A 12758-nucleotide genomic window follows, 5' to 3' on the forward strand; every position below is an offset into this window, starting at 1 on the left:
TGGATTAAAATTAACTGTAATCTATAGATTACTGTAAAACAAATACTGCTTTTAGTAGAACAATTCTTGCATTACAAGAAATATTTTATGTTTTAAAAGTGTTACTTAATTCTAGCAATCACTTATAAACACTAAACTTATAAATAGTTCTTGAAAAATACTTTTCTCTTGGTAGCAATAAGGTTGATGGAAAGCTAGTTTGATTAGGACTATTTGGAAAATGTTGCGTTTCTAAACAAAACGCTGCTCTTTTTTGATATAAAATATCGTTTTTGCCTTCTAAGTTATTTAGATGATTGCCTGAATAAAATTGTACTCCGGGTTCTGTAGTATAAACCTCTAAACTTCTGCCAGATTTTTCATCAACTACTTTTGCAACAAAACCAGCATTCACATCGTCCAAAACAAAATTATGATCAAAACCACTACCTAATGCTATTTGTTGATGTTCTTTATTAATAACTTGCTTTAAGGTTTTTAGTTTTCTAAAATCGAAAGGAGAATTCATAACATTTTCTAAACTACCCAAAGGAACCATTTTATCATTTACAGGTAAATAATGACTTGCCTTTATTTGAAATAAATGATTTTCTATGGATTTATTAAAATCACCCGATAAATTAAAGTAAGAATGGTTTGTTAAGTTTACTACCGTTTTTGCATCTGAAACTGCGGAATACTCTATCTGTAATTCATTTTTATCAGTTAACGTATACACTACTTTCACTTCTAAATTACCCGGAAAACCCTGATCTAAATGTTTCGAAAAATAAGTTAATTCTAAAGTAGAATCTGATAGTTGTTTTGCTTGCCAAACAACAGCATGAAAACCTTTTTCACCTCCATGTAATTGGTTTTCTACTTCGTTTTTAGCCAATAAAAACTCATTATTATCTATGCTAAATTTACCCTTTGCAATTCTATTTCCATAACGACCAATAATAGCTCCAAAAAAATGATCTGGCTTTTCTAAATAATCTTTTGCAGAATCGTAGCCTAAAACAACATCTTTAAAAACACCATTTTTATCAGGAACAAAAAGGTTTACAACCCTACCTCCATAATTGGTAATCTGACTAACAATTCCGTTTTTATTTTTTAGAGTAAATAATTTAATTGATTTGTTATTTAAAGTATATCTAAAATTTTCAGGAGTGATTAAATTCATAAATCTATTTTAAGACTATTCAATTTTATTGATTCTAAATTATCAAAAGCAATCTGTTTATTGTATCGTTTCTAAAATAGCTTTTCTAGCCAATTTTGGTTGCATATCTCTATTATACAAAAGAGGGTAATTCGTTCTATTTGGTATTGGATAATCATTTTTCCAAGACATACCATCATGAACACCCCATAAAGTTACTCTATCAATTTTATCTCTGTTCTTTACAAAAATTTCAAATAATTCTTTATAACGATTCGCTAAATCCTGTTCTACTGCTTTAGGCAAACCATCTTTATAGGGATCTAAAAATGTTTCAAACTCTTCTAATTGAAATTGAGGTTCCATCATACTACGCCCTATTATTTGACCTTCTTTAGTAACTGGTAATACATCAACATCTAATTCCGTAATCATCACTTTTATTCCTAGTGCAGCATAGGCATCAATAGCTTCTTGAATGTACTTATTCTTAGGGAAATTAAGACCCCAATGTGCCTGAATACCAACACCGTCAATACGAATACCTGCTTCTTTAAGCATTTTTACCATGCGTACTATACCATCTCTTTTTTCTGGTCGCCAAGCATTAAAATCATTATAATACAATTCTGTATCAGGAGCATATTCACTAGCATATTTAAATGCCAACTTAACCATTTCATCTCCATCTCCAATGCTATTTACCCATGTTGTAGATCTATAAGAACCATCATTGTCAATAACCTCATTAACCACGTCCCAAGCATGTACTTTACCTGCATATCTACCTGCAACAGCTTTAATGTGGGTACGCAATCGTTCTTTTTGTTCTTCTGGAGTATTAGCTCCTCCTTTTTCATTGGTAAAAAACCAAGCTGGTGTTTGGTTATGCCATATCAAAGTATGTCCAACAATAAACATGTTATTTTCTTTCCCAAAAGCAACAAATTCATCTGCAGCTTTAAAATCATAAACTCCAGGCTTCGGATTTACCACCTCTGCTTTCATACAGTTTTCTGGTGTAATTGTATTGAACTCCTTTTTTACAATTTGGTTTAAAATATTCTCTTTTCCAGAAACAATATCATCGTTTATTGCACTACCTAATAAAAACTGTTTTTCAAAAGCGCGTTTTAGTGCAATATCTTTATTAGACACAGGTAAATTATTACTAGTTTCTTTTGGTGTTTTATCATTATTACAACTTGTAATTGCAAGCATTAAAACACAAATTAGCGTACATGTGAATTTTGATTTTTTCATGAAATTTGTTTTTTTTTAATTATATTAATTAGTATATCGAACGCCTTTAACATTCATTTGTAAAGTATAAACAGAATTTAAAGCAGTTATAAAAAGTGTTTTAAAGTCTTTACCTCCAAATGTAACATTGCCAGTCCATCCTTTTGGAACTGCAATTTGTTCGATTTTTTCACCATCAGCATTAAAAACGGTAACACCATCAGCTCCTGTTAAATAAACATTTGCCTTATTATCTATAGTCATTCCATCAGAACCCTTAGCGGTGAATAGTTTTTTATTAGCTAAATTTCCGTTTTCTTGAACATCAAAAACAAAAGTTTTATTGTCTGCTTGGTCTGCTACATACAATTTTCTACCATCTTTAGAACCAATAACACCATTCGGTTGCACATAATTATCATTAGATACAATAATTGGTTTATCTGCATTGGGAGCTAAATAATAGACTCTATTTTCTTTTTGCTGTGGCTTTTTGTGAGACCACCAATCACGTTGATAATAAGGATCTGTAAAATAAATACCTCCTTTAGCATCAACCCAAAGATCGTTTGGCCCATTTAATTTTTTGCCTTCAAAATTGCGTACTAGAACCGTTTCTTTTTTATCTGAATTGATACGCCACAATTCGTTTTTTTCATCAGCTGCAGATAGTAAATTTCCTTCATTATCAAAATAAAGTCCGTTTGAACGACCAGAAGGTTTCATGTATTCAGATACTAAATTGGTTTTTGCATTCCATTTTAAAATCCTATCATTTGGCTGATCAGTAAAATAAACATTACCTTCTTTATCGGCTGCCGGTCCTTCTGTAAATTCGTAATCATCTGAAATTAAGACCAATTCTGCTCCATTGACTATAATTTGATTACTCTGTTTTTTTTGAGCATTACATGAAGTACATAATACAAAAACCAAAATGATGTTTTTAAAACCTAAAAAGGTTTTTAATAATTTTTCTTTTACTTTCATTTTAATAAATTTACTCTCTTACATAGTTTAAAAATTTATTAATTTCAAACTCACCATCTAAAACACTTGCTTTAAAAACATATTTACCTGCTTTGGGAATATAAATACGTGGTGTTGTAGTATTTGGATTATTATTTTCGAACTCACAATCAGCAGGACCCTCTACTTGCTCCCATACTATTTCCGGGCTAATGGCATCTTTATCGTCGTCAGTAATCACAGCCGTAATTGCAAGACTGTTATCTGTTTTTGAATACGTATAATCAATAGAAATAGTTGGGGGTGTATTTATTGCAGAAACTAAAGCATTGGTATCATTTGCAAAGCGTTGCTCATCCTCTATACCTGCTGCCCAAAGTGCAATACGTTGTGCAAACACCCTATTATCGGAATGACTTAAACGGGTACCAGCACCGGCATTCCAAAACAAATTACGATCAAAAACACCTATTACTCTACCTTTACCTATTTCAGCTATTGCTAAAGCTACATCGGTATTTTCATTAAATTCACCATCATTTGAATTTACAACTAACCTACCGCCTAATCCGCCTTCTTGCGCTTTCGCTAAAATTACTGCTGGTTTAGAAACACGAACAAAACTTACTCCTTCTCCTCTAAAAGCAACGCCTTTATGTTTATTGTTTTTATTAATAAAATGATTTTGTACATACTCGTTCACTAGGTAGTTTCCAGCACCATTGTCGGTCAAAAAACGCATACCAAATTGCTCCATTAAAACATTGTCAGAAATTCGCCCCACTTCATTATCAACACCTACAATGCTATATTCTCCACCAAATCCGCTATCCGACCAAGCAATTACTCCGCCACCTTTTTTTACCCAACGTTTTAAATCTTTAGCTTCTACTTCTATAAAAACTCGCTGATTTGAGCCTAAAATTAAAACATCAATCTCCTTTAGAAATTTGGCATTAATTACAATTTCTTGATCGTAAACTTCGCTTATTGTGCACCCAACAGCTTCCAATGCTTTTTTGAAACCACTCATTCCTAAATCACCTTCATCATTCAAACGCATTTGGTGAAATGGTTCTTTACTTCCAGATGGTATCGCACCATCAGCAGCAACATCTCCATATACATAAACAATGTTTTGCGCATCTACAGCTAGAAAACAAATTAAACTTATAGCTAATAATATTATTTTATGTTTCATATTTTTATTTTTAGTGATACATTATTAATAGTATATAAAATGCGTATTGAATTTTCGATAATGGAATATTATTCCTTTTTTTATTATATAAATTGAGGATATTTTTAATAGAATTTCATCTAAAATGATTCAACTATATCCCCATAAGTTTCTCTATTTTTTTTGGTAAATCTGTATTATCGAAATACTCAGAGAACTCGTCTTGACCTTTACCTATAACTTTAACAGGAATCGGTGTGCCAGAATGATCGCCAGAACCCCAACTTATTCCTGCCTTTTTATTTAAAATATAGGCTGCTGTTTCTCCAATGGATTTTACCTCGGTTTTACTTAAATAATCGGCATCCGCATTTACGTTCTTATTTCCTTTAAACTGTTTGTTGTAGGCTGATTTTAATAAGGCTAATTCTTTATCATCTAAAAACAAACCGATATCATTGTTTCCTAAACCAAAATCTGCCTGTACTAAATCTAAAATAGTATTGAAAGAAACTTCTGGATCCGTATTTTTAAGTTCAGTCATTTTTCTTTTAAACTCTTGAACTGAAATTATTTGGTATTTCAACAATTCAGGATGTGTGGCATAATTTATCCCTGTAGTTAGAGCGCCTGTTTCATGGTCTGCAGTAACTATTATTAATGTTTCATCTGGTCGTTCTTTATAAAACTCATAGGCTTCTTTAATTGCATCATTAAAAGCGATTACTTCATGAACCATGGATACACCATCGTTTCCATGACAAGCCCAATCAATTTTACCTCCTTCTACCATCATAAAAAAACCTTTATCATTGTCAATTACTTCAATTCCTTTTTTTGTGAAATCGGCAAGAGAAAGCGCGCCTTCTTTTTTATCAATAGCCCAGTAAAATTCTCCTGAAGGATACATTTCAGGATTTATGGCAATTATTTTTTCATCACCATTTTTTAGTTTATTAAATTCCTTATGAGAATCTGCAATGGTATAGCCCTTTTTAATAGCATTTTCAAATGAATCTGGTTGATCTCCTTTTTTTCCTTTAGGATGATGAAAACCTCCGCCTCCAAAATAATCGATATTATAATTGGGTAACTCCATACTAATTTCGTAATACATATTACGAGAATCTTGATGTGCATAAAAGGAAGCTGGAGTAGCGTGATCTATCATTACACTAGATAATATACCTACTTTAAAACCTGCTTTTTTTGCTTTTTGAGATATGTTTTCATAAGCTATTTTTTTATCGGGTGATTTTCCTATAATACCATTATTCGTTTTAAACCCTGTTGACATTGCTGTTGCTGCTGCACAAGATGTGGTAACATAAGAACTAGCTGAATAGTTAGTCATATTCGAGTTCACCGGAAAACTACTCATTAATAGTTTGTCTGCTTTAATCTCATTAGATTTTGCATTTAAAAACATTTCGGTAGCATAAACTTGATTTGCCCCCATACCATCACCAATAAACAGAAATACATATTTTGCATTTTGTTTTGTTTGGCTATAACCAATAGCACAAAAAAAGGCTATTGAAATTATCATTAGATTCTTTATCATAATATTTATTTTAGTAAATGTAAAGTGAGTTCTATTTTTTTGATAAAACCAAATAGGCTCTAAAATTTTGTAAATAGTTTATTTAAGTTGCACCCAATATATTGCACCCAAAATATGATTCAAAAAGTTTTTGTCTTTAAACGATTCTGGTTTGTGACCTAAAGCTGTGTAAAACGATCTTCCTCCTTCATATTCTTGGTACCAAGAAATAGGATGTTCTGCTCCCATGCCTTTTAACGGAATATCATCATAACCCGCAGTAAAATCATAAGAAGCCTCATCAACAGTTAATAGAATATTCAGTTTATCTAAATTCATGTTTTTAAAGTTATACCATTCATCACTACGAAGCCATTTATTTGGTAGATGCCAAGTTGCTGGAAAATCATTATTCTTGACGTTTACAATTGCGGCTTGTAATTTTGGATGATCTACAAATTTTGCTCCAACAAGACCATCAAACCAAGCATTATCATTTTCACCATCTGCTGTTCCGTGTATACCAACAAAGCCTCCGCCTCGTTTCATAAATTTTTTTAAAGCATCCATATGTTTTGGTGTTAAAAAATTGGCATTGGCGTTCATAAATATGACTACATCATATTTTGGTAATTTTTCTATAAGATCATCTGGTCTTTGTGTCCAATCAAATTGAAACTGATTTTCTGATGCCATTTCTTGAAAAGCCCCTACAGCAACAGGAATGGTATTGTAGTGCCAAGTATCATGTTGGGTAAACAATAAAACACGAAACTGATCTTGCGCATTGGTTTTAATCATTGTAAATAAAAATATAGTTAATAAAAGATACTTCATTGTAAAAGCTTTCATAAGCAAACTGTTATTTTAATAATTCATAATAAATATATTCCCAAGCTAAACCGACACTAAACAAAGGTGGAAAGCTATAATCTTCAACTTCGGACAAGATATATTGAACTCCAGCTATTTCTTGATAGTTAAAAATATCTTTGAAATCTATTTTACCACTTGCACCTAATTCTTTATAGTCTTTTATATGCCAACTAATAAATCGGTTAGGATAGGTTTTAAAATAATGGATAGGATTTACACCGCCCACCTGCATCCAATATACATCAGATTGAAAATAGACATACTCAGGATTGGTGTTTTGAAGAAAATAATCATAAATAGTTACGCCTTCTATCTTTAAAAATTCATCAGCATGATTATGATAAACAAACTTCAATCCGTTCTCTTTACAAAGTTTTCCAACTTTATTATAATAATTAGAATACTCTTTAAGTTCTTTGATCGTCTTAATACCTTTTAATTTACTATTTGAGGTCGATAGATATTCTACACCTGCTTTTTTATGATCTTGTATCGTTTTATTCCACCACGTATTTATTGCAGCATCATCATTTTTATCTTCAGGATCGAAAAAAGTCATTGAGCCCAAAAATTTCATGCCTGATTTTTCAACCATAACCTTAAACTGCTCTGGACTTTGACCATAAAAGCCACCTTTTTTATATACAAAGGTTTCCACATAGCTATACCCCATTCTACCTAACTGAATTAAGGTTTGTTCTGGTTTTTTTAGCATCTCTTTGTGAACAGAAACCAATTGAATACCAATATTTTTGTCTTTAGGATTCTGCTTAATATATCTCGTTTTCCATAAACTCTTTTCATTAGTGTCAAATCCTTCCAATATAACATCCGTATAATTTTGAAAGTTAAAATCAACCTTCATTGTTTTATTACCATTGAGATCTTTGTCTTGCATGGTCCAATGATTTTCTGAAGAAAAGGCACCTTTTCCTGTAAAAAATGCGCCTTGTGCATTATGACCGGCAGCAAAAATAGTATCGGTAACCCTATCATAACCAATAATTTCATGCAGTATTTGATCGTATTGATTGGTACTATCTTTTTGTAAAACATCAACCGTGAGCGAATGATTATTAAAATTATTTATGCTACTCATTTTTATTTGAGGAAATTTTGCTACACTATCTGTACTGGGATTAATAGCACTTACCCATTGACCAGCATATTGTCTAAGTCTCTCTTTTTGAGAGAATAGACTATCCTTTTCTTGAGCAAAACTGACAAATGAATTTAAAACTAATATTAAATATAGAACGCTTTTCATTTTTTTAAATTTATTTTAAAACACTAGTTTACAGACTACTATTAATTTAAATTCTTATTTTTAAACCAATGATAAATGGCTTTGTTTGTACTTTTTTCTCCCAATGAAGTTGTGTACATTCCGTAAATTGTACCGACAAAACCTCCAGCAATTTTTGTACTTAAAAAAGTAGCATCAACATTTTTATTTAGAACTAGCCAATCTGTATTGTTTATTGAGTAGTAAAAATTATAAAATGTTCCTTTTGCTTCTATTTTAAAAGATATTTTATCGTTCTCTTTTATTGATTTAAAGGCAATTTCTTCTATTCCTTTTTCTGATGATTTTAATAATTGAACTACAGGTTTGTTTTCTTTTAAACTCTTACATAAGTAGTAATAATGTTTTTCATTTTGAAAAGCAATTAAGCCTGCTTTTTCATTTTCTGCAACTGCTTTAAAAGATAAGTTTGTGGTTACCTCACCAAATAAATGCTTTTGTCTATAACCTATAAAACTTGGGTTTGATGTACCTGAGGTAGTTTCTGAACGTGTATTTATAGTTAATTCTCCGTTTAAAAGTGAATACCATTTTTCTTTTGGTGTTCTTAAAAAAAGCCAATCGAAAGCTAAAATATCTGTATTAAATTCATCTATAAAATCTGCATTAACAGACGGTATATTTGCAAATGGTTTTTCTAATGTTATTTGATAATGGTCTTTTACAACATCTCCTTCTAAATCAAAAATAGGCCAATCATTTTCCCATTTTACAGGTGCCATAAAAGTTTCTCTACCTGTGTTAAAATGGTTATCACCATCATAAGGTCTACATCCTAAAAAAACGCCCCACCAATTCCCTAAATTGTCTTCTATAATATCTGCATGCCCTGTAGATGTAATTGGATTTTTTCTAGTATTCTTTAAATTTCTTTGTGTTAAAATTGGGTTATTTTCATAGCTTTTATAAGGACCTAAAACACTTTTACTTCTAAAAACAACTTCAGAATGATCTTCTGCGGTGCCTCCTTCTGCAGCCATTACATAGTAAAATCCGTTTCTGTTATAAATATGCGGACCTTCAATCCAAATGGGTTTGTCTTCTTGTTTTGCGCCTTTATTTATAATTATTTTAGCTTCACCAACAGTTTTTAGATTCTTAACATCTAACTCTATAATTTTAATAGTTCTATGTCCATCATATTCTGGTAAATTATTAGGAGGATTGCTATTAAAAACCACATATGTTTTTCCGTTTTCATCAAAAAACATAGAAGGATCTATGCCTTCTACTTCTGGCAACCAAGTTGGGTTAGACCAAGGTCCTGCCGGATTAGAAGCAGAAATAATAAAATTATTTTTACCACCAACAATTGTGTTAATAATATAAAACACTCCATTATGATAAGAAATTGCAGGTGCAAAAACGCCTTGAGAAACCTCTAAACCTTCTAAATCTAATTGTTCTGGTCTGTCTAAAGCATTTCCTATTTGTTTCCAGTTTACTAAATCATCACTTTTAAAAACAGGAATACCAGGAAAATAGGCAAAAGTTGAGTTTATTAGATAATAACTACTATCTACTTTACAAATACTTGGGTCTGGATAAAACCCTTTTAAAACAGGATTTGCAAATGAAGTTTCTACGAATTCACTAGTCATTTTATTTTCTTTTTTACCTGAACAATTGAAGCAAAAAACAGAAACAATTACTATTATAAAAAAATTCTTCATTACTTACTTTTTTCTTTTAATCCTTCTAAAAAACCAAAATAGGCAGGTTTTGGTGCTAATTTTTCGTCAAAAATAGTTGGCCAATCATTTAAATTAAAAAAACCATTAATCCATGAATCTCTATCTGTAAAATCCCAAAAAGTAATTCCGTATTGTTGTTCTTTTGGTACAATAGATTTGTACATTTTAACCAAATTCTTATATTTTTTGGCTTGTGCTTGTTTCATTTCTTCTGTAAGTTTTTCATAGACTTGTATACCGCCACCTCTAGTATCATCGTGTTTATTAAAAATAATATCTAACTCAGATATGTGAATTTGTAACCCTGTTTCTACAGCTTTTTTTAATGAATTTGCAATTACCTCATCAGGAGTATCCATTCTAATGTGCATTTGAAAACCTAAACCAGATATAGGCACTCCTTTTGCTTGTAATTCTTTAATCATAGTAAGCGTACTGTTTAGTTTTAACGTATCTCTTTCAATATTAAAATCATTATAAAACAAAATAGCTTCTGGGTCTGCTTCATGCGCATATTGAAATGCTTTTGCTATATAATCTTTACCAATTGCATTGTACCAAATTGTTTTTCTAACTTCACCTCCATGAGATTCTAATCCTTCATTAACTACATCCCAAGCAGCAACTTTTCCTTTATATCTTGTTACATACTTTGTAATGTATTCTTTCATAAAAGTACCCAACCACAAACTATCTTTGGATGCTTTTTCTTGAACCCAATTTGGTGTAGAACTGTGCCAAATTAAATTATGACCAAATAATCTTTGCTTGTTTTTCTGTGCATAATTAACAATGCTATCTACTATTTTCCATGAATAAACACCTTCTTTAGGCATAATACTATTCATTTTCATATCACTTGCAGAAGTAATGCTGTTAAAATTACTTTTCTGTAATTTTTGTAGTTGTGTATCTTTTAATAATGTATTTATTTTAATCGCAGTTCCTATAGGAAAACTGGCGTACTCTTTTAGCCCTTTCACCTCTTCTTTTTTTACACCATTGTTACAAGAAAGCAATAAAAAAATTGTTGTAAATATAAATACTGAATTAAAATGTTTACTGTAGTTCATAGTATGGTATTTTTAAAATTAACTAGTTTTTTTGATAAAAAAACAGTTAAACGTATGTAGATATTTAACTGTTTTTCAATTCAAAACTTCACTTAATAATTATTATTTACTTATTGTAACCCCTCTAAGAAACCATCATATGCTTTCTTTTTATTGAAATTATCATCATACATTAGTGGCCAATCTATATGACCCCAAAAATTTATTAACCAAGTTTCATTATCTTTTAAACCCCAAACTGTTAATGCGTATTTATTATCTAATGGAATTGAATTATAAATTTGAACAACTTCTTTAAATTTTGCTTTTTGCTCATCGGCTCTTTCAGCCGTTAAACTAGTTTGATCATTATCTGGGTTTGCTCTAACATCTAGTTCTGCAAAATGTAGTTTTAATCCTCTGGATACGGTACCATCTGCAACTGCCTGAATATTTGACTTTGATGGAAAATTATAATTAATATGCATTTGAGCTCCAACACCATCAATTAAATCGCCTAGACTATCTACTATTTTAAACATTGCAGCTCTTTTTCCAGGACTAGACGCCATGTTATAATCATTATAAAAAAGCAATACATCTGGGTCTGCATCTCTTGCCCATTGAAAACATTTTTTAATATAATCATCTCCCATTTTTTGTTTAAAAATAGAATTTCTTAAAGGGTTTCCACTTCCATCTTCGATTGCTTCATTTACAACGTCCCAAGAGCCTATTTTACCTTTATATCTAGTAACAGTAGTTGTTATATAATCTTTTACCATGGCTTCAAACTCAGAATCTGAACCAGCAAAATCTTTTACCCAATCTGGAGTTGCATTGTGCCAAATTAGTGCATGACCATGCACATTAATTGCATTATCAAATCCAAAATTTACAATAACATCGGCAGCACTAAAATCATAATTACCTTGAGAAGGATACATTACATTCATTTTCATTTCGTATTCTGATGTAATACTAGAAAAATCACTTTTTAAAACCTCTGTATGTTTACCGACAGCGTTTATTCTAGAGGCTCTTGTAATATTACCCACAAAAAATGTTGTTGTAGCATCTTTTAAAGCAGAAGAACTATTTGACGTACAATTTCCATTAGGGCATATTCCACCAGTTCCATTGTTTACAACTACCGTTTTACTATCTTCTGTAAAACCTGCCTCATTTGTAACCTTTAATGTTACGGTAAAGGTGCCATCAGTATCAAACCTTATTTCTTCTATTCCTGGTAAATCTTCTACGAAACCATTTCCTTGTCCAAAATCCCATTCACTCATAAACTCTCCCTTTCCAACCGTTTTGTTATCAAACAACATTACATTTGGATCTGATGGAGAAATTGACATATTAAAAGTTGCCTGAACTTTTGCTACTGGTATTATTATTGGGTCATCACTTTCATTTGGTCCTCCACAAGAAATGATTAATAGAAATAACGGTAATACCTTTAATAGATTAAATAGGTTTTTTAACTTCATTTATGCTTTTTTAAAATTTATTATTTTTTTAAATTGGTGGTTAATTTTATTACCCTTTTTCTCATAAATGGGTAACTGTTCTCAAGCTATCTGCCGCAGCTTTATAACTAGTAATATCAAACTCAAAAAAACTATTGTAAAGAAAAGTAGACTTAAAAAATTAGCACTTTTCATAATTAATTTAAATATTTTTATTTAGAACCTTAAAATTATTGATTGTTCCTTGCTTAAAACATAATAAATAATGCAT

The 12758-nt window shown here is 30.8% G+C and carries 10 protein-coding genes; all 10 read right to left on the reverse strand.

The annotated features are described in order from the left end of the window. Nucleotides 1–118 precede the first annotated feature (118 nt). Entirely contained in the window at nucleotides 119–1168 is a 1050-nt protein-coding gene (locus tag H0I29_RS01425) for an aldose epimerase family protein (RefSeq protein WP_218754167.1), read from the reverse strand. Between the two features lie 57 nt (nucleotides 1169–1225). Continuing rightward, nucleotides 1226–2410, reverse strand: coding sequence for an endo-1,4-beta-xylanase (locus tag H0I29_RS01430; RefSeq protein ID WP_218754168.1), 1185 nt, complete (start codon nucleotides 2408–2410; stop codon nucleotides 1226–1228). A gap of 24 nt (nucleotides 2411–2434) precedes the next feature. Continuing rightward, complete coding sequence (locus tag H0I29_RS01435) at nucleotides 2435–3379, reverse strand: SMP-30/gluconolactonase/LRE family protein (protein WP_218754169.1); 945 nt, start codon at nucleotides 3377–3379, stop codon at nucleotides 2435–2437. 10 nt (nucleotides 3380–3389) lie between these two features. After that, nucleotides 3390–4559 (reverse strand): hypothetical protein, encoded by a 1170-nt coding sequence (locus H0I29_RS01440; protein ID WP_218754170.1) that lies wholly within the window; start codon nucleotides 4557–4559, stop codon nucleotides 3390–3392. Nucleotides 4560–4692: 133 nt separating this feature from the next. Beyond that, entirely contained in the window at nucleotides 4693–6102 is a 1410-nt protein-coding gene (locus H0I29_RS01445) for an alkaline phosphatase (RefSeq protein ID WP_218754171.1), read from the reverse strand. A 78-nt stretch (nucleotides 6103–6180) separates the two neighbouring features. Continuing rightward, nucleotides 6181–6933: a ThuA domain-containing protein gene (locus H0I29_RS01450; protein WP_218754172.1), complete on the reverse strand. Its 753-nt coding sequence runs from the start codon at nucleotides 6931–6933 to the stop codon at nucleotides 6181–6183. 10 nt (nucleotides 6934–6943) lie between these two features. After that, entirely contained in the window at nucleotides 6944–8224 is a 1281-nt protein-coding gene (locus H0I29_RS01455) for a sugar phosphate isomerase/epimerase (RefSeq protein WP_218754173.1), read from the reverse strand. 41 nt (nucleotides 8225–8265) lie between these two features. After that, nucleotides 8266–9864 (reverse strand): glycoside hydrolase family 43 protein, encoded by a 1599-nt coding sequence (locus tag H0I29_RS01460; RefSeq protein ID WP_254712677.1) that lies wholly within the window; start codon nucleotides 9862–9864, stop codon nucleotides 8266–8268. 71 nt (nucleotides 9865–9935) lie between these two features. Next, on the reverse strand, nucleotides 9936–11030 hold the full coding sequence (locus tag H0I29_RS01465) for an endo-1,4-beta-xylanase (protein ID WP_158838281.1): 1095 nt from the start codon (nucleotides 11028–11030) through the stop codon (nucleotides 9936–9938). Between the two features lie 110 nt (nucleotides 11031–11140). Beyond that, the gene (locus H0I29_RS01470; RefSeq protein WP_218754175.1) at nucleotides 11141–12508 is read right to left on the reverse strand and encodes an endo-1,4-beta-xylanase; all 1368 of its coding nucleotides are present in this window, start codon (nucleotides 12506–12508) and stop codon (nucleotides 11141–11143) included. Nucleotides 12509–12758: the final 250 nt, after the last annotated feature.

It is taken from the genome of Polaribacter sp. R2A056_3_33 (assembly GCF_019278485.1).
In the GTDB taxonomy this organism is placed as follows: domain Bacteria; phylum Bacteroidota; class Bacteroidia; order Flavobacteriales; family Flavobacteriaceae; genus Polaribacter.

Excerpts from the sequence above, each read along its gene's own strand:
- H0I29_RS01425 (WP_218754167.1), bottom strand. The coding sequence starts at position 1,168 with ATGAATTTAATCACTCCTGAAAATTTTAGATATACTTTAAATAACAAA.
- H0I29_RS01430 (WP_218754168.1), bottom strand. The coding sequence starts at position 2,410 with ATGAAAAAATCAAAATTCACATGTACGCTAATTTGTGTTTTAATGCTT.
- H0I29_RS01435 (WP_218754169.1), bottom strand. The coding sequence starts at position 3,379 with ATGAAAGTAAAAGAAAAATTATTAAAAACCTTTTTAGGTTTTAAAAAC.
- H0I29_RS01440 (WP_218754170.1), bottom strand. The coding sequence starts at position 4,559 with ATGAAACATAAAATAATATTATTAGCTATAAGTTTAATTTGTTTTCTA.
- H0I29_RS01445 (WP_218754171.1), bottom strand. The coding sequence starts at position 6,102 with ATGATAAAGAATCTAATGATAATTTCAATAGCCTTTTTTTGTGCTATT.
- H0I29_RS01450 (WP_218754172.1), bottom strand. The coding sequence starts at position 6,933 with ATGAAAGCTTTTACAATGAAGTATCTTTTATTAACTATATTTTTATTT.
- H0I29_RS01455 (WP_218754173.1), bottom strand. The coding sequence starts at position 8,224 with ATGAAAAGCGTTCTATATTTAATATTAGTTTTAAATTCATTTGTCAGT.
- H0I29_RS01460 (WP_254712677.1), bottom strand. The coding sequence starts at position 9,864 with ATGACTAGTGAATTCGTAGAAACTTCATTTGCAAATCCTGTTTTAAAA.
- H0I29_RS01465 (WP_158838281.1), bottom strand. The coding sequence starts at position 11,030 with ATGAACTACAGTAAACATTTTAATTCAGTATTTATATTTACAACAATT.
- H0I29_RS01470 (WP_218754175.1), bottom strand. The coding sequence starts at position 12,508 with ATGAAGTTAAAAAACCTATTTAATCTATTAAAGGTATTACCGTTATTT.